The following is a 17,623-nucleotide window of genomic DNA, read 5'->3' on the forward strand; positions in this document are numbered from 1 at the left end:
GGCATAGGTCGGCAAACCGGCATTAGGCCGCCAAGAGGGACAAATGGCGATAGCGGGACGCATGGAGACGATAGCTCCTTCCAAGGAAGACGCAGGCGGCAAAATTGCGCGCCATGCAAACCTGCTGTCGAGCCAGCTACAGCAGCTCAGAACCCGAATGTATCCGCCGAAGTCCGAAAAGATACTCCGGCAGTTCCTGACCAACGAAGTGTCTAAGCTGACATCGATCCCCGATTCGACCCTGAAACTGATGTCGAGCGAGGGACGAGGCCCCGTGCCCAGCCGATTGGAGAACAATCATCGGGTCTACACGCTCGCACAAATCAATGAATTGCGCGAGCTGTTTGCGAAGCAGAAGCCTTCGGAAGCCTTGCGCTTCCTACCGCGCCGCCGCCCTGGCGAACATCTTCAAGTACTTGCGATCGCCAATTTCAAAGGCGGAAGCGCCAAGACCACCACCTCCGTCCATCTTGCCCATTACCTCGCGCTTCACGGCTATCGCGTGCTTGCGCTCGATCTCGATCCTCAGGCCTCGCTGTCGGCCATGTTCGGAGCGCAGCCCGAAGTCGATGTCGGGGCAAACGAAACCATCTATGCGGCCTTGAGATATGACCAGGCCGAAAGACGTTCCATCCGTGAGATCATCCGCAAGACCTATTTCGATGGTATCGACCTCATTCCGGGCAATCTGGAGGTCATGGAATATGAACACGAGACACCTCGTGTTCTGGCGCAGAAATCGGGCGCCGGCGCCATCTTCTTCGAACGGCTCAAGCTGGCGCTCGCCGAGGTCGAAGCAGATTACGATGTCGTCATCCTGGATACGCCCCCGTCGCTCGGTTTCCTGACGCTGAGCGCGATCTACGCGGCGACCAGCATGATCATCACGGTGCATCCGGCCATGCTCGACGTGGCATCGATGAGCCAGTTCCTCCTGATGATGGGAGATCTGATCAGCGTACTGAATGAAAGCGGCGCCCAGCTCGACCAGGATTTCATTCGTTATTTGATCACGCGCCACGATCCGAACGATGCGCCGCAGTCGCAGGTCGTTGCGATGTTGCGCCACCTGTTTGATTCCGATGTGCTGTTGCCGACGGCGATCGAAAGCACCGCCGTCGAAGCCGCCGGTCTTGCCAAGCGCTCGGTCTACGAACTCGAAATGGGCCAGATCGGCCGCGATACGCAGAAGCGCGCCCGCGAGGCCGTGGATGCGGTCAACGAGGCGATCGTTCAACTCATCAACACAAGTTGGGGACGTGGATGAGCAAAAGCCCGAGGAAATCCATCGTCGCGAGTTTCGGCCTTCTTTCCGCCGAATTGGAAAGCAGCGAGGCTGCGGCAGACCAGCCTTCGCCGCCCCCTGCCCCCACGACGCAGCCAGTGCGTGTCGGCGCAGGCGTTATCGGGGCGGCGCACCGCGCCATTGGCGATATTCGCGCGGAACGTGATCGGCTGCGAGCCATCGTCGAATCCGGTGAAGGCTGGATACAGGATCTGGATCCCCATATCATCGATCCATCTCCCTATCCCGATCGTCTGCCGGACGACCACCCCCATGATTTCGAGAGATTCAAGCGCTCGGTCGAGGAGGAAGGTCAGAAAGTTCCGATACAGGTGCGGCGGCACCCGTCTTCGCCCGACCGATATCAGGTGGTCTACGGCCATCGCAGATGGCGGGCCGCTCTAGAGCTCGGCCGCAGTGTCCGCGCCATAGAAGTCGAGATTTCGGATCTCGATCTCGTTCTCGCACAGGGCATCGAGAATGCCAGCAGGCAGGATCTGACGTGGATCGAGCGCGCGTTGTTCGCCTTGCGCATGGACGATGCCGGCATCAAGGCGCGGCATATCTATGCGGCGCTCTCGATCGAGGACGCGGAGCTAGCGCGGATGCGCAGCGTCTATCGGGCTATCCCGGCCGACGTGATCGAAGCGATCGGCAGGGCGCCGAAGGTCGGCCGCCCGCGTTGGCTGGAATTGGCCAAGGCGGTTTCCGCACAGCACGATGCACTGGAGGCCGTGCGCTCCGCTTTGTCCCACGCGGGCAAAGCGAAGGAAACCTCGGATGAAAGATTCCAGGTGGCATTGCATGCGATCAAGCCCCGCGCCGGCTCGCGCAATTCCCAAGTGCCGATTTCCGATGCGTCGGGAACGAGGCTGGGAGCGTGCGTGGTATCGCCTCGCGAGATGCGGATCTCTGGAGAGGGTAAGCTGGGGTTGGAATTCATTAAATTTGTCGAGGAGGAGTTGCCCGGCCTGGTCGAGCGCTTCGCTCTCCGGAAGAAACCGTAACTCCTGACAGGTGTCAGGGTTTTTCAGATCGAAAAGGAAGCCTAGCAAAAGAAAAAAGGCCCCCAAACGTTGCCGTCGTGGAAGCCTTCTCTTCAATGTAGCAACTGAAGAATCGCATTTCCACGAATCCTAGTCAAGCGTTTTTGGCACCGTTTTTGGTGAGCGGATTTCTTTTGCCTCGCGAGGGTGAGGGAAATGCAAAATGGAAGTGTAACGACGCCCTTTGGGCGGCGGCCGATGTCGCTTGCCCTGGTGCGACGCCAGGTTGCCACGGCCGAGATCGCGCCCGGCAAGACGGCCGATAAGTGGAAGGTCTTTCGGGATGCATCCGAGGCCAGGCAATTGCTGGGACTGCAGGATCGCAGTCTGGCGGTACTCGACGCATTGCTGAGCTTTTATCCTGATAACGAGCTCCGCCAGGATGCCCAGCTTATCGTATTCCCCTCCAATGCGCAGCTGACGTTGCGCGCCCACGGCATTGCCGGGGCTACGCTTCGCAGACATCTCGCGCTCCTCGTCGAGGCTGGGCTGATTGTTCGCAAGGACAGCGCCAATGGCAAGCGCTACGCCAGGAAGGACAGGGCGGGGGAGATCGAAAACGCTTTCGGCTTCGACATCTCGCCGCTTCTGCTGCGGGCAGAGGAGCTTGCAGGCATGGCGCAGCAGGTGGCAGCGGATCGCGTCGCATTCCGGCGTACCAAGGAAAGCCTGACGATTTGCCGGCGCGATGTGCGCAAGCTCATTACGGCCGCGGTCGAAGAAGGCGCTGCGGGCGATTGGGCAACAGTCGAAGATATCTACATAGGCCTCGTCAGTCGCATTCCACGCTCTCCCACGATGCTGGAGGTTGCTGCCATCCTCGAAGAGATGGAGCTTTTGCGCAGCGAGATCGTCAACCTTCTGGATAACCAGCAAAAAGCCGCAAATAATAGCAGCAATGATGCTCATAATGAGCGCCATATACAGAATTCAAACCCCGAATCCATCTATGATCTTGAACCAAGCTCTGAAAAAGAGCAGGGGGCGACGCCTGAGGGGAAAAGTGGGCTGCGCAGCGAGACGATGCGCACGTTCCCATTGGGTTTGGTGCTGAAAGCGTGCCCCGAGATTATTGCCTACGGCCCGAACGGGGCTATCAGCAATTGGAGGGAACTGATGGCTGCCGCAGTCGTGGTTCGATCGATGTTGGGCGTCAGCCCTTCGGCCTATCAGGATGCCTGCGAGACGATGGGACCCGAGAACGCTGCCACGACAATCGCCTGCATTCTTGAAAGGTCGGGGCACATCAACTCCGCCGGCGCCTATTTGCGGGATCTCACGATGAAGGCAAGGCGCGGCGAGTTTTCTGTCGGACCAGCGATCATGGCTCTGCTCCGGGCAAATGGCCATAGTGACCATGTGACAGGAAAAGCTTCATGAGATAGTCGTCCTGGGGATATGCCAAATGTTGTTTGACGCCGGCGACGGGATTGGCACGACGACAGAGTGGCCGCTTGTTTTTCCCATAAGCGATACGGCCACAGCCGAAAGATTTGGCCGTGGCCGACGAAATGCGGTCAAAGATGGTCGATCAGGAATACCGGCTTAGCGGCAGACGCGTTCCTTGCGAATAACCCAATGACCATGAACCTTGTGCTTCACGGTCTTGACGAAGCAGTCATGATGATGGCGATGGAACGGAGCTGCCTGAGACGGGGCGCTGACAGCAACGACGGATGCCAGGGCGATTGCGGAAGCAAGAAGCAGGTTTTTCATGTTGGTCCTCGTAAGCATTGGGGGTTGATGCTGCGCGATAACGCCTGACTTTGATGCCCCAGTTCGACTTAACCGAAAATGAATAGGATGCTTACAAATTTGTAATGCTTCGACAGTGTCTCATTGAAAGGGAGCGACGGATTGGGTGTCGATACTATTGATGATCGCATACCGCCCTATCACGAGAAGGATGGTGCTGTTCCCTCCCTTCCCTTGACTTAGCCATCCGGCGAAGAATTGTCCGTCCGAGCAAACGGCACATCACTCGCGAGAGATATGCGCAGAAAGCTGGATCAGCGCATGACCAAAACTCGCGGTAGGAGGCCGGAACGATTGAAGCCTTATCGACTGAGAGATGGAGGACGATATGCCGCTAAATGATTTCGGAAATGTCGGAGACGCCTACCAGAGATATTCAGACGGAATACGCGGCAGAATACGACACGAACTTGTATTCCAGGTCGTAGCTGGACTGATAAATGCTGGAGGAACCGTTCTGGATATGGGATGTGGTGGCGGTGAGATATCCGTGCGTCTATGCGAAGCGGGCTTTAGAGTTCTCGGTGTCGACACATCGAGCGAAATGCTCCGTCGGGCAAATATGCGTAAGGCGCAATTGCCGGAGCAAGCCCGCAAACGGCTTAACTTTGAGGTCGGCACTATCGAAAACTTTGAGCCGGGACAAACATTCGATGCAGTCTGCTGTCACGGAGTGTTGATGTACTTGGATGACAGCTGTGCTGCAATTCAAACATTGGCAGACCATGTCAGCCCTGGCGGCGTACTCAGTATTCTGACCAAGAACGCACTCTCCAACGGTTTTCGCGAAGCACTCCGGGGAGACTATACGCTCGCACGCGAGTTGATCGAGACCGGCGCGGCGAGTAGCATCGGCAATCTCGGCATCAGCACGCGCGGTGACAATCCTTCAGCAATTGTTGATCTCATGAAGCAGTTTGGTTTTGACGATTGTCAGTGGAGGGGTATCCGCATCTTCTCCGATCATCTCGATGCGGACCGCTTTAACGACAGTATGGCTGATGCGCTCATTGCGCTGGAGCAGGCCGCTTCGATGCGTGACCCGTACAGGATAATGGCCCGACTGTTTCACGCAACTGGTCAAAAAGTCCGATAAGCTTACCACTGGGCTGATTAAGAGCGAAATGCTGCCATCGCCGTCGCGCCGTTCTCCCTCCCACGGTCTCTGCGCATGCGGGTCGCACTCGAGGTCGTTCGTGCCGCGTCGCAAATGACGAGAGTGACGTAGGCTATGCGGAGCTCGGCGTTCTTGTCGGGCCCTTTTGAAGATTGCAGCGTCCGACATGCAACAGGCCGAAATTAGCCGGGTTATCGGGAATTTGGAATGCGGGCCGCGGTCGGTTCAGAGATTGTCGGCGTTCGCGGACATGGCGCTCTTCAATGGCAAGAGCGCGGGAGACAATGTGGATAGCAGGATGTCTCTTGGCACACCGTCGGCGGCCTGCACCGATAAACCGTGGAGAAAAGCAGCGTAGAATTCCGCCAGCGCGCGGGGGTTTGCATCTGGTTTCAACTCCCCGGTCTCCGACGCTTTTCTCAGCCGCTCATTTAACGAAGCAGCGCGGTCCCGCCGGTATCGACCGAGCCGTTCGCGCACGGCTTGGCTATTGATCGTGTAATTCGTGGCCGCCATCACGATCATGCAGCCGCGGGGGTGATTTGGGCGAGTATAGAGCAAGATTGCATCCCGCAGCAGCCGCTCGAAGGCATCGAGAACATTCGGCTCCTCCGCCAAGGCGCGTGTTGCAAATCCGCCTTCGCCGGAGGCGTAAAGCATCACCGCTTCCTGGAACAGCGCCTCTTTCGATTCGAAAGCGGCATAGATGCGCGCCGAAGCGATGCCCATAGCATTGACGAGATCGGCCATCGAGACTCCTTCGTAGCCTCGCGTCCAGAAGAGGTCGCGGGCCTTCGCCAACGCCTCGTCGCGATCAAATTCACGCGGCCTTCCCGCCATGCTCGACCTCAATCTTTGTCGATCAACAAATAAACGGCTTGACTCAGATTTACAAGCTTCACATTATTTGTTGATCGACAAAGAAATAGCGGAGAGGAAAAATGGATAAAATTGGGGAAAGGCCTTCACTGGGAGCCCGTGCGACGAATTTCAACCGGACGGCTGCGCTGGCGCTCCTCGCATTCGCGCAGCTAATCATCTCGCTCGATATCAATATCGTTTTCGTGGCCCTGCCCCAAATCGGCCAAGGCCTCAGCTTCTCGGATCAGACGCTGCAGTGGGTCGTCAGCGCCTACACGGTCTTTTGCGGCGGTTTTTTACTATTTGGCGGGCGTGCGGCGGACCTTATTGGCCAACGCCGATTGTTCATCACGGCGCTGGGGCTTTATGCGGCATCCTCGCTGGTTGGGGGATTGGCTTGGGAGCCGGCAATCATCATCGCAGCGCGGGCGGTCCAAGGCATCGGCGGCGCGTTTCTTTTTCCCGCCACGCTTTCCCTCGTCAACCGGCTTTTCCCGGAGGGGACAGCGCGCAACCGGGCTCTAGCGGTCTGGGGAGGGGCTGGGGCCAGCGGTCTTACGATCGGGTCGCTCGCCGGCGGCTTTCTAACAAGCGCTTTTGGCTGGCCGTCGGTGTTTTTTGTCAATGTCGTCCTCGCCTCGATTGCCATCGCGGCGGCGTTTTTTGTCATCCCGCAAGATCCTCGCCAGGCTGTTCGTCGCTCCTTCGATCTGCCGGGAGCGCTGACTGTCACGGGAGGCGCTACGCTGTTGGTGTTTGCGCTCGTTCAGGGACCCGTGTTCGGATGGAATGCCGCACCGATCCTCTCCGCCTTCGGCCTATCGGCGCTACTACTGCTGGCATTCGTGATCATCGAGTTGCAAAGCCGCGATCCATTGATGCCTGCCAAGCTGCTTAGTAATCGCATGCTCGTGGCGAGCATGGCCATCACCTTTCTCTATATGGGTACGTTTGGAGCCCTGCCGTATTTTTTGACAGTGCTGTTCCAGGATATCACCACTTCACAGCCTCCGAAACGGGCCTGGCCTTCCTGGTTCCTTCACTTGCCATTGCTGTCGGTACTCAAATCGGCGAGCGATATGCATCACGCCTTTCGGCACGATCGAGATTGATTGCGGGAATGCTGGCGGGGGCGGCAGGCACGGCCATTATGGTGGCCGGGGCATGGCCGGAAAGTAGCTACGCAGTCATCGTTCCGGGTCTGGTCGTTTCAGGAATTGGTCAGGGCATTGTGTGGACCGCAATGTGGATTATTGCCAGTTCCGGAGTATCGGATAGCGAACAGGGTGTTGCGTCAGGGATGGCGTCGACCACGATGAACATAGGCAACGCTGTTGGTCTTGCCGTCCTCGTTGGCTTTGCCAATGCTCATGCCGGTTTCGCAAAGGGTGAGGTATCGGCCGGCGATCTAGCGAGCGGCGTTCGTCTCGCGTTCTGGCTCTGTGCGACGGGCGGCGTCATCGCCACGGTTATTGCCATGGCAGTTCTGGTTCCACCGCGGCAATTGCGGTAGAATCCATGAAGCATTTGCCACGTTGATTTCATCGATCCCAAGTCGGATAACGAGGTTTGAGTTGGCCGTGTTACCAGATTTCCTGCGTTTTTAATTTTCCCGCAGCCGCAGCGTCAGGAAACCGGCAGCGACAGCGGCGGCCATGCTGAAGAGTATGGGGCCAAGATAGCTGCCGGTTTTGTCGAAGATGAGCCCTGCCATTGTCGGCCCCAGCAACGCAGCGACCCCCACGGCCGTATAGAGATAACCGAGTATTGTTCCAATGTGTCTGACGCCGAAAAGATCGGCAGCCACCACGGGATACAGTCCGACGCAACCACCATAACTCATTCCAAATAGCAGGGCGAATAGCACGAGCATGGCGATGCCGTTGGCGACGGACCATAGGAGGAACGAGCCGGCGACGGCAAATGTGAGGATTGCCAAAAGGCGCAAGGAACCGATGCGGTCACCCAGACCGGCCAGCACGAAACGTCCAAAGATATTTCCGATGCCGATGAGTGCGATAAGGATTGTGCCGCTTTCGAGTGACAGACCCACGTCGTGCGCTGCCGGGACGATATGAACGTAGGGTATGAATGTCGAGAACGACGCCAGGACCAGCATAACGAAGAACAGGCGGAACCGGCTATTGCGCCAGACTGTGAAAGGACTAGGCCGGTCGTTGGATCGCGGTTCTATGGAAGTTTTGTCACCTTGACGTTTGCGTACCAGTATTGCGGCCGGCAAACCGATCATAGCGATGACAACCGCCAAACCGATGAAACATCCGCGCCACCCGAGCTCGGGGACGAGACGGCCGATTGTAAAGGGTAGCAGGAGCGTGCCAAGACCGAGGCCGGCCGTAGCAATACCGGATGCGCGGCTTCGCTTCAGAACAAACCAGGACTGCACGGCGCCGAGCGCGGGAACATAAGAGAGGCCGATCCCAAGTCCCACGCCGGCACCATACCAAACGTAAAGCGAGACAAGGGTCTGCGCTTGGCTGGCTCCGATATAGCCAATGATCATTGCCACCAGACCAGTCGCTATGACCGCACGAGACGACCAGCGGTCGGCAAGCGCGCCGGCGATCGCGCCGAGCGAATAAAACACGAAGGCCGATATGGAGAAGACAAGTGCGATTTCGCCACGCGATGCCGCAAATTCCTCGGAAAGACCGGGAAACACGGCAGAGAACGCGTAGGCTGATCCGAAGGTTACAGCTGTCAGTGCATGCGCGCCGCCGACGACCCGCCACCCGCTTGGTGAATCTGTGTCTTCCGACAGGGGGTCGGGTAAGGATGTAGACGACAAAATCAAACGCCTTTCGAAGATTTATGGCTCGAAGGAATGAGTGTGGCAGATGCGGATAGCTCGGAGAATTGAATAGATTTGATTTCCCGTATTCAATGCGCTGATAATAATGTGGCCCTTTCCACTTAATTGTTGATCTGCTGAGAACTTTCCTTGGCACTGTCGAAGGCCGCACCGGTGGTTTATGCCGCAGTAGGTATGCAGATCCAGTATCTGGAACAGTCGGTTGGCACAGAACGTCTCGTAGGTTTCCCGCAGGCGGCAAATTCAAATCCCGCCGGCGAGAAACCGCTTTCCTTTGCCGGGAAAATGCTGCGGTTGGGCGACGAGGCCAAGCGGCGATCCGCTCGGTCGGAGAAAATCAGTTCGGTGCGTCTTGGTGGCCACCGGTGCTCGCGTAATTTGCAGCCGGGCATCCCGGGGTTGCGGTGAAACGGGTCTGTGAGACATCGTCTCAGCTCATGCCGACCGTGCAGAACAGACACTTGACTGGACCGTTGTTACGGGGCGACCGGCCGATGCGTTCGCGGCTTACCGGGGAGACCCCTTGGTCTGGTTTAGATCCGGTCAACCATGTAAGCTGAGAGCTCCCTTCCCCTATCGCCTTGTTCGAGATCGACGGTGGACCCGCGCATGCGGATGTTCTGTCCGCTCAAGAGTGCGATCCGGGCCTGACCGGTATGTTGCCAGAAAGGCATGACCTCATATCCCAATCCGTGACTAGCCGCATCAGCCGCCAAGACGCCAGCCAGATGAATTACAAAATGTCGTTCCTGCCGCGCTGATGGTCGTCGGCTGGTTACCAGCTTCCTAACGACGACGGAGACCTGATCCTGCGACGAGGTCCACTCGCCCGTCCCGTTTCTGTTTCTCGTTGAATGTCGCCGGTCTCCAACGTACCCGTCAGTCTCGGAAGGCCAGGCTGCTGCGCAATAGAACAGGAGCTGAACGCGGCTCGACTGCAAGTCGGGGTGACTCGATGAGAAAACTGGCGGCTTCAAGTTCCCGAATTTGCGGCGGGTTGTTGAGATTTGTCTTGGGCTCAAAATACGTATGGGTAATCGAAGTTAATGCATGTGTAGCTTCCTTATAGCGGAAAATGTATAATTAAAACAAATGGATAACGGAGTAGAAAATTCACCATCTGAGGACTAAAATGCGGTAGTCGGAGCATGTTCGGCCGCCCTGCAGTTTCGGCATCCAACGTCCGTCGGATTAGCGCGATCCAACTGCCTTCACCTCGGCTGTTCCCAGCAGGGCGCGCGATAAAGCTGCCCGCGCTAAGATGGCATAACGGACAAGCTTTCGATTTCGCCGATGTGTTGTCGTCTCGCGTCAACCCGCTGCAGGCAGCAAGGGTGTAGTTCCCAACGCCCAAGCTATAAGATCTGGCTGATCAAGGCGGAAAGTTTCAGGCGCGGATCACGCGGTACTATGGCTTTAGAATGGACCATTTTGCTCCACAGTCAATGTTGCAATCTGTGAAGCGGCCTACGTCGACTGTCGCTTGAACGGTCGAAGTTGGGGGCGGCTCGGACTCGCTATTCAATCTTATCGGGTCGGACTTGGTAACTGAGGTCCACACTCGAAACGGAATTCATGTGCTCGCGCAGCAGCTGGATGGCTTGGTGAACGGTTGGCCCAATAGTCGGTGGCGGGTCCGAGCGTTCGCAGAATTCGCGCCATACGTACAGGGTTAATTCGGCGCCATCGGTTCCGCGCTCCCCCTCCCCTTCCGCAAAATTTTCCAGCACGCGATAGCGGGAATCCTGCCAGAAGAGTTCCTCGACCCAATCGTAAATCGGGATTACATGAAAATGGATCGTATTGCCGGGAAGATGTCCATATCGGCCTATATAGACGCGTCGAGCATTCAGTCGCTGCTTCAGTTCGGCCTGAGCAAGCGCCAGCAGCGGGCCAAGTTCCCTCAGGGGGCCTGTGGACAGTTCCGATAGATCGGTAGCGAAGTATTTGGCGCTGATGACGAGATAACCTGGGAGAGCGGAATTTGCACGATGGCTGACAAGCCATCCGCCGGTCTCGGCTATAAGATATGGATCCGATTTCAAACAGCCTCCCATTTTTCCCGGCAGCGTTCTCGCGCGGCCTTTCACTTTCCCGAGATCGCTGGCAGCACTGAGCTTTAATGTCGACCACGGTTAGATAGGGACATTGCCCAACCTATTCATGTCGAGAGCTGAATGGCAAGCGCTGGATGCTCCAAGGTCTTGCCGGGCGTCGCCGGCGGGCCGGTCACCTGGGTCAGTGAAACCCTGACAGCTGTCAGGGTTTTGATAACAGAGCTAGATTCCAATTGGAGGACCATGGCGTGCTTTCGAACTTATCTCGGTGGATGTGAGGGTGTTTGGCACGCTGGTTTCCCGGCCGAGTATGCAATGAATGAAAACCCTGACAGCTGTCAGGGTTTTCATGGCACAAGGCTCTCGTCCTACAGTCGCGAATAACCGCGAGTTCCGGCGGGTGCGGTATAGTCAACCATCGAAGTATTCTAGCCCTGAGCAACATTGCGCAGGTTCGAGGCGAGGGGCCGCTGCGTCAGCACCCGAGATGCATTCGACGTAAGACAGAGCAGAGACCTGGCTCTGTGCCTACTCGTTGATCCAGATAAGGACCAGCTCCTACGCCGTGACCTGTGAGCTGCCTATCCGTACGAGTAGATAATCTCCGGCCGACCGAATCGTGATAGGCAGCGGATCCGCTGCTCCACCACGCGACTTTAATGGAACCGCACGGGCGGCTGATGATATGCTATATCAGCGCAACTCTGACGACCCACCGGTGTTGCCTACGACACCGGCGGCTAGTCAAGCTTGCCAGAGTTGTCGCCGGAATCAGTGTTCTGGTCACCATCATCACCGGAAGCAGGTGCTGAACGGCGGCCTCACGACCCTTTGGACGTCGACGGCTGGAATCTTGTGCGTAATCACCCTGGGATTATTAAGGCCAGAGGATAGATCAAGGCAACCGCGACGACGAACCTCGACCTGTGTTAGCTGTCTGCTGAGGTTGGCATCCGCTCCAGCGTGGCGAAGAACGTCGTTGCGAGAACCGCGCCGAACAAGGCTCCTACCCGCATTTCTCAAGCGGAAAGCTGTCGGCGAGGTTGGATTGAGCGACTGGCACCGCGCCGCCGTCAATGCCCTATAGAATTCGGGAGCCAATAAGCCGCACATCACCGAACTGGCGATGAAAAGTGCCAGACAGCTCAGAACGCTTACCGTGCGCTCGGCAATGCTTGCGGGGAAGATGAAAAAGCTTGGCGTGCTTCTGTCGGCTTTAGCCCCCGCCGGTTCGGCATCTGACTCGTTTCTGACGGAGAAGTCTGGCAATCGCGGTCGTCGATCCGGGCAGTCACGCCGCCGGTGTTCCCATGTACATGTTAAGAAAAACATGTTCAGGGTAGTTAGAAGCGCTTTCGAATGGTAGGCGTCCCGCTCGTAAAGCACGCTATAAAGCACAGACGATCGAGCTTTGCGCAGCGCAATTGCCGAGGCGACACACCAATAGGCAGACGAAGGCGGAAGAGATCAGATCCTTATGGTCTTTCGCAGGGGATGATCCTCAAGCGACCCGATATATTTCAATCGACCTAATCCTGTTGCCGATGTTGTTACGGGCCGAAGCGGGGACCTGGCGCAGATGGAGGATCATGTACGAGAGGCGACGTCATTTTTTCCGTGGCTGCGCATTCCGCCCCATCAATATAGCCGGCCGATTTCGCCGCGACCATCAGGCCTGGGCAGCGGGTATTGAGTATTGGTCGATGTCCACGCCGCGCGCCGAACTGGCTCAGCCGCGACGAGCAGCCTCGATCGCCGCGACGTCGATCTTGCGCATGGTCATCATCGCATCAAAAGCACGTTTTGCCTCATCCCCGCCGGCGACGAGTGCTTCCATCAAGATGCGCGGTGTGATCTGCCAGGAAACACCCCATCTATCCTTGCACCAGCCACACTCACTTTCCTGGCCGCCATTGTTAACAATGGCGTTCCAGTAGCGATCGGTCTCTTCCTGGTCTTCGGTGGCGATCTGAAACGAAAATGCCTCGTTGTGCTTGAATACGGGACCACCGTTCAGCCCGACGCAGGGAATGCCCGCAACGGAGAATTCGACGACCAACACATCGCCCTGCTTGCCTTCCGGATAATTGCCGGGAGCGCGGACGATGGCCCCCATCGCACTATTCGGAAAGGTTTCGACATAGAAGCGGGCGGCGGCTTCGGCGTCCTTGTCGTACCATAAGCAGATTGTGTTCTTTGTCATTAGCGCGTTTCCTTCCCAACTGGCGTGATTTTCGATGTGAAATAGGCTGCAGGCTGACTTTCTCGATCCTTTGGGAAGCAATTTTGCACCAATACCCTCCCCGCCGCCAGCTTGCGCGAACGCGAGATTAACGCTTCAACGCCGTTGCGGCTATTTTAGGTCAAGGACTGACGGAAGTGATATGAGCTTTAAGTTCAAAATAGGGAAAAAGCGATACTCATTCATATGGTTAACATGTAAGAGAATTGTGCATCACCCTGAAGATACGAGTACCTAAGATATTTTGGGGGCGAAGACGCGCTTTCCAGGCTATCCCACATAATTCGTGGGACCGGGCAACCCTGCGTATACAGGGACCTCCTCGCGTTTGGCAGACCTACCTATTAGGCGAAGCGAAATATCCATACGATGAGGAGAATGTCGATCAGCAATGCGATCAGCAGAAGCAGGCTTATGAGCTTTCGTCGCTCTACCGTCGCCTTTGCTTCAATTTGGAAAGCCGCTTTATAGGCGTTTTCGGTGTCTCGGTCACTCACTGGTCTAATAGAGTTTCGAGGGCGTGTCATATTGACGAGGCCGCATGTGACGAAGATGAAAAACAATAGCAGATAAGGGGCCATCTCAAACGCAGCCTTTTGCTGTCCAGCCACTTAGCGGTTTCTCATTAGATAAGCAGGTTTCACTGTCCACCACAATTGAAGACCGCTTGCATGCGCAGGCGGTTCTGCGTTGCCAGACATTTTGCTCCACTTATAGAAATGATGCGGCGCTGAAGGGTGATATCGATTTGACGTCGTGGTCACGATCAGGCCACTAAATCGTCGATCGGGTACATCTATAGCGGCGTGCAGCGGAGGGTTGGAATGATCGATCGCCAGCCATTGGCTCTCAAAGCCTTTGTGCAGAGGATCGAAACAAGGCAGTGCTTTGTCTGGGCCTGGTGAGAAATGATCCCTCGTTTTTTCACCACCGCATTTTCGATGACGAGGAGAGCAGCAATACTACGCATTAATGGCGGAACATGAGGTGATGCGCATTTCTGTTGACGAAATGGCCCATATGGCACAGCAGTTTACGACAGCTTTCCATTGTGAGAGGATCACATCCGAGGCGCCTAAGAGTGCAGGGTGGATATTTGCGCGGACCCGGGACGTTACGATTATCTCAAATTACGAAAGCAGCGTATACTCCGCTGACTGTCGGATGTTTTGTTTCGGTAGGAACAAAGATGACATCGCCTCCGTTTCAGCGCCAGAGGTCGATTATGTTGATCTATGGAACATGGCAGAGACCTGTAAGTATTCAACTGCAGCGCGTCGGCGAGTTCCGAGCGATCAACAGCAGTTCGGAAGCACTTGACTATTTGTTAGCGGATTGGCCCGCCGAGGAAGATCAGGCTTATCAGGATGCGTTGATAATCTGTCGCGCCGCAGTCGAGGGCCATTCCAATCCCGAGATCGCGAGGGATGCCTTCATCGTGGCGGCGTATGAGGCTCACATCTACATGAAACTCGGATATATCGACCGCGATTTTATCGCCATCGAACCACCGAATCCAGCATTCTGAGATCGTAGCACATTCGGTTCGAAACTCACACCGCTCCGAACGGCGACAGCCATAAAGCCGCCGTTCCGTGGTCAGCAGATCGCCGTACTATTGCCCCACAGAAATCGTTTGGCGGCCACATTGTCGCCCGATCGGTCTTCAACCCTAACTCGCGGCTAAATCAATGCGACATGCCGCCGTTCGCTCTGCGCCATTAAAGAGGTGTTACCCCCCCCCCGCACTATCGAAGAGGAATTAAGATGATCACTCGTTATATCTCTGCCGCATCGGCAACCGCCGCGGTCTTGAGCTTGATGTTTGTCAGCAATCCCGCGTCCGCGCAGCAGGCAACGCAAGAAAACCAACCCACTCAGGTGCAACCGAATAGCAACGGGACGCCTGCCGCCGTCAGCGATCAAAAGATCGAGGCTTTTGCGGTCGCGTATCTGCAGGTGGACAAGATCAGGCAGGAATACTCGGCTAAGATCGGAGCGACGTCGGATGCGACCGCGAAACAACAGCTGCAGACCGAGGCAAGCAAACAGATGGTACAGGCTGTTCAGACCTCTCCGGGCATGTCGGTAAACGAATATAACGCAATTCTCACGGCCGCCCAGAAGGATCCGGCGCTCGTTAAGAAAGTTCAGGACAAGATTCAGAAATCCGCGCCTGCGCAGCAGCCCGCACAGCAGTAAATAACGCCACGATCGCTGGTCAAATCGATCTCCACCACGACCGTGCCGAGGACCGCAATCTCGGCGCGGCGCGGATGAGGGCTCGTTCGTCACAATCGCCGCAAGCTGTCACGCCGGATGAATGGCAGGATGGCTTCAATCCTATGCTCTGCCTCAAGAAGCACCAATCCAGTATCGTAGATCGAGAGCAATAGCGGGTACCGGACTCTCGTGATATTTGGTGCCTCAGGTGTATCGCTCGAATGTATCGACGTTCGTCTGCACCGAATGAACCCAGCCTAACTTCTCAGCTTGGCCGGAATTTCCAACCTTCGCACTGGTTACGACGTGCCAAACTGCTTGGAGCTTGTTCTCACGCAGCATTCCGGTGAATGAGCAGATTGATGTCGAACGGTCTCCTGCCATCCCAAAGGCAAAATTAATGCAATCATCGAACCAGACGCCCGTCACCGGCAATTCATGGCCAAAGAAAGCACTATCCTGGAGAGCCGTTTTGAATGTGCCTTTGATCAGCCCGCCCCGATCCTCGGTGATTGTTAGCGTAGAGCCGTATTGATTGCGCCAGGTTCCCGTCCAGGTCATTTCGAAATCTCCTCATCGTGTGATAAGGAAACTAGTCTCGCGCGCGGGTGTTCCGCTTCGACTTGGTAGCGGAGGGAATTCCGTTCAGCGCTTGCGGACGAATTCGGTGCGCAACACCAACCCTTTGATGGTGTCATGCCGGCAATCGACCTCCTCAGGATTGTCGGTGAGGCGGATCGATCTGATGACGGTCCCCTGCTTGAGCGTCTGGCCGGCGCCCTTCACCTTGAGGTCCTTCACCAGGACCACGGAGTCTCCGTCTGCCAGTACATTGCCCGATGCATCGCGGACCTCCGCAGCTTTCGCGGCCTCCGCGGCGATCTCCGAAGCTGGCCGCCATTCGCCGCTCGCCTCGTCATATATGTAATCGTCGTTCTGACCGCTCATGTTTGCCCTGCCGTGTTGCCTTGTTTAGCTGCGTCGGGGTTGCCGACATGCTTTCAGCACGGACGAGCAACTCACCTGAGCCCCTTTATCCCGCAAAGGCCGCGAAATCAAATCGCGGGCACTAACCGTCGACCGCGATAAGAATCCGGCGCGATCGAGAGGCGCAAGGCTGAGGCCGGGCCGATGGCCGCGTTCAGGCGGCCGGTACGAGGGTCTGATCAGCCTGGTGGCGCGCCCAGGCGATTCCGTCGTCGAGCGAGGTTGCGCGGTAGGCCAGGTCGGTTCCCCCGGAAAATGCGGCCATGAACCGGCGTATCTTGCCGTAGCTGTTGTCCAGCACCGCATGCGGTCGCCCAAGCAGGATCGAGCAGATATGGACGTGAAGCCGGTCGGTGACGAGCGCACGGCCGCGGGAAATCTGGCGGATGCCGCGACCCAATCGATTATGGGCGGCCGCATCGAGCTTGCGCAGCCGTACTTCGGCCGGCTTGAGAGCGAGCAAAGCTGTTGCCGCGCCAAGCGCTTTGGAAATACGCACCCGCCTGGCGGATTCGGTGGTCCAATCTTCTTTCGGAATATCGGGATAGGCGGACAGGTTGGCATCTCCTACCTTTTCGAGATCGGATCTCAGCATGGCAAGGACGGGAAATTCCGGTTCCTCGGCCTGGATTGCTCCGATGGAAAAGGCCATGTCCGGGCAAAGGCGCACCTCGCAATCGAAATGCTTGAGGGCAAATTCCTTCGACTCCTCGTCACGCACCAGCAATACGAAGTTCTTGTGGCGTCCGATGACGCGGGCGCTTTCATCCAGGCGCGCCTGGGACTTGTAATGGATGGATTGCGGAAACTGGATCACCTGACGATTGGGAAACCGCTCCAGCACCCGTTCGCGGAAATCCTGATGCGCATCCCAGATGTCGCCGAAATTGCCGCCGCCATGAATGAAAATCGGACCGGTCGGCATGGTTCGCTCGAGTTGCTCGGGCGAAAAATCATTGATCCGCGAGACATAGGTCGGCCGCTTGCCGTATCTCCTTTTGAGATAGGCCATTTCGCCCAACCAGATGGCGGAGTCGCCGCAGTTGCGGATGTCGGGAAAGTCGAGGATCGCCAAAGGCTCATCATGGCTGATGTAGTCTTTCAGGCAATCGTGGATCATGTTGTCCAATTTCGCGATCAGGACTTGATTTGATTGCAATGTCATTTCCCCATTCCCCTTTAGATGACAAGGCAGTTCGGCCGGCCTGGCCGAACGT

General features: G+C 56.7%; 18 protein-coding genes. 9 read left to right on the top strand and 9 right to left on the bottom strand.

The genetic code is table 11. From position 1 onward, the window contains the following. Positions 1-43 precede the first annotated feature (43 nt). From repA to repC, 3 genes are all read left to right on the top strand, one after another. The gene (repA, locus tag HGP12_RS27200; protein WP_168843100.1) at positions 44-1,267 is read left to right on the top strand and encodes a plasmid partitioning protein RepA; all 1,224 of its coding nucleotides are present in this window, start codon (positions 44-46) and stop codon (positions 1,265-1,267) included. Then, a complete protein-coding gene (gene repB, locus HGP12_RS27205; RefSeq protein ID WP_168879787.1) occupies positions 1,264-2,292 on the top strand; it encodes a plasmid partitioning protein RepB in 1,029 nt (342 codons plus the stop codon). The genes repA and repB overlap by 4 nt, the downstream gene beginning before the upstream one ends. Positions 2,293-2,487: 195 nt before the next feature. Continuing rightward, positions 2,488-3,711: a plasmid replication protein RepC gene (repC, locus tag HGP12_RS27210; RefSeq protein WP_168879788.1), complete on the top strand. Its 1,224-nt coding sequence runs from the start codon at positions 2,488-2,490 to the stop codon at positions 3,709-3,711. Between the two features lie 165 nt (positions 3,712-3,876). Here repC and HGP12_RS27215 read toward each other — a convergent pair whose 3' ends face one another. Continuing rightward, on the bottom strand, positions 3,877-4,047 hold the full coding sequence (locus HGP12_RS27215; RefSeq protein WP_168843103.1) for a hypothetical protein: 171 nt from the start codon (positions 4,045-4,047) through the stop codon (positions 3,877-3,879). Between the two features lie 367 nt (positions 4,048-4,414). Here HGP12_RS27215 and HGP12_RS27220 point away from each other — a divergent pair, with 367 nt between their 5' ends. Next, positions 4,415-5,182 carry a methyltransferase gene (locus HGP12_RS27220; protein WP_168879789.1) on the top strand — a complete coding sequence of 256 codons (768 nt, stop codon included), beginning with the start codon at positions 4,415-4,417 and terminating at the stop codon, positions 5,180-5,182. A gap of 246 nt (positions 5,183-5,428) precedes the next feature. Here HGP12_RS27220 and HGP12_RS27225 read toward each other — a convergent pair whose 3' ends face one another. Further along, a complete protein-coding gene (locus HGP12_RS27225) occupies positions 5,429-6,043 on the bottom strand; it encodes a TetR/AcrR family transcriptional regulator (protein WP_168843105.1) in 615 nt (204 codons plus the stop codon). Between the two features lie 101 nt (positions 6,044-6,144). On the opposite strand from HGP12_RS27225, the gene HGP12_RS27230 reads away from it, so the two are divergent. Beyond that, positions 6,145-7,176: an MFS transporter gene (locus HGP12_RS27230; RefSeq protein ID WP_246703557.1), complete on the top strand. Its 1,032-nt coding sequence runs from the start codon at positions 6,145-6,147 to the stop codon at positions 7,174-7,176. Beyond that, entirely contained in the window at positions 7,095-7,577 is a 483-nt protein-coding gene (locus HGP12_RS34245; RefSeq protein WP_246703565.1) for an MFS transporter, read from the top strand. Before HGP12_RS27230 ends, HGP12_RS34245 begins: the two co-directional genes overlap by 82 nt. Positions 7,578-7,667: 90 nt before the next feature. On the opposite strand, the gene HGP12_RS27235 is transcribed toward HGP12_RS34245, so the two are convergent. Next, positions 7,668-8,873, bottom strand: coding sequence for an MFS transporter (locus HGP12_RS27235; RefSeq protein WP_246703558.1), 1,206 nt, complete (start codon positions 8,871-8,873; stop codon positions 7,668-7,670). Between the two features lie 153 nt (positions 8,874-9,026). Here HGP12_RS27235 and HGP12_RS27240 point away from each other — a divergent pair, with 153 nt between their 5' ends. Then, a complete protein-coding gene (locus HGP12_RS27240) occupies positions 9,027-9,305 on the top strand; it encodes a hypothetical protein (RefSeq protein ID WP_168879791.1) in 279 nt (92 codons plus the stop codon). A 1,109-nt stretch (positions 9,306-10,414) separates the two neighbouring features. On the opposite strand, the gene HGP12_RS27245 is transcribed toward HGP12_RS27240, so the two are convergent. From HGP12_RS27245 to HGP12_RS27255, 3 genes are all read right to left on the bottom strand, one after another. Beyond that, positions 10,415-10,942, bottom strand: coding sequence for an HIT family protein (locus tag HGP12_RS27245; RefSeq protein ID WP_246703559.1), 528 nt, complete (start codon positions 10,940-10,942; stop codon positions 10,415-10,417). A 1,741-nt stretch (positions 10,943-12,683) separates the two neighbouring features. After that, the gene (locus tag HGP12_RS27250) at positions 12,684-13,157 is read right to left on the bottom strand and encodes a VOC family protein (protein WP_168879792.1); all 474 of its coding nucleotides are present in this window, start codon (positions 13,155-13,157) and stop codon (positions 12,684-12,686) included. A 383-nt stretch (positions 13,158-13,540) separates the two neighbouring features. Then, positions 13,541-13,807 (bottom strand): hypothetical protein, encoded by a 267-nt coding sequence (locus tag HGP12_RS27255; RefSeq protein ID WP_168879793.1) that lies wholly within the window; start codon positions 13,805-13,807, stop codon positions 13,541-13,543. A gap of 614 nt (positions 13,808-14,421) precedes the next feature. On the opposite strand from HGP12_RS27255, the gene HGP12_RS27260 reads away from it, so the two are divergent. Further along, positions 14,422-14,724 carry a DUF982 domain-containing protein gene (locus HGP12_RS27260; RefSeq protein ID WP_168843112.1) on the top strand — a complete coding sequence of 101 codons (303 nt, stop codon included), beginning with the start codon at positions 14,422-14,424 and terminating at the stop codon, positions 14,722-14,724. A 239-nt stretch (positions 14,725-14,963) separates the two neighbouring features. Further along, complete coding sequence (locus HGP12_RS27265; protein ID WP_168843113.1) at positions 14,964-15,398, top strand: DUF4168 domain-containing protein; 435 nt, start codon at positions 14,964-14,966, stop codon at positions 15,396-15,398. A 225-nt stretch (positions 15,399-15,623) separates the two neighbouring features. On the opposite strand, the gene HGP12_RS27270 is transcribed toward HGP12_RS27265, so the two are convergent. From HGP12_RS27270 to HGP12_RS27280, 3 genes are all read right to left on the bottom strand, one after another. Next, positions 15,624-15,980 (bottom strand): avidin/streptavidin family protein, encoded by a 357-nt coding sequence (locus tag HGP12_RS27270; protein WP_168879794.1) that lies wholly within the window; start codon positions 15,978-15,980, stop codon positions 15,624-15,626. An 84-nt stretch (positions 15,981-16,064) separates the two neighbouring features. Continuing rightward, on the bottom strand, positions 16,065-16,367 hold the full coding sequence (locus HGP12_RS27275) for an alkylphosphonate utilization protein (RefSeq protein WP_168843115.1): 303 nt from the start codon (positions 16,365-16,367) through the stop codon (positions 16,065-16,067). Positions 16,368-16,560: 193 nt separating this feature from the next. Continuing rightward, entirely contained in the window at positions 16,561-17,571 is a 1,011-nt protein-coding gene (locus HGP12_RS27280) for a polysaccharide pyruvyl transferase family protein (protein ID WP_168879795.1), read from the bottom strand. Positions 17,572-17,623: the final 52 nt, after the last annotated feature.

This window comes from Rhizobium sp. P28RR-XV, assembly GCF_012641385.1.
GTDB lineage: Bacteria > Pseudomonadota > Alphaproteobacteria > Rhizobiales > Rhizobiaceae > Rhizobium.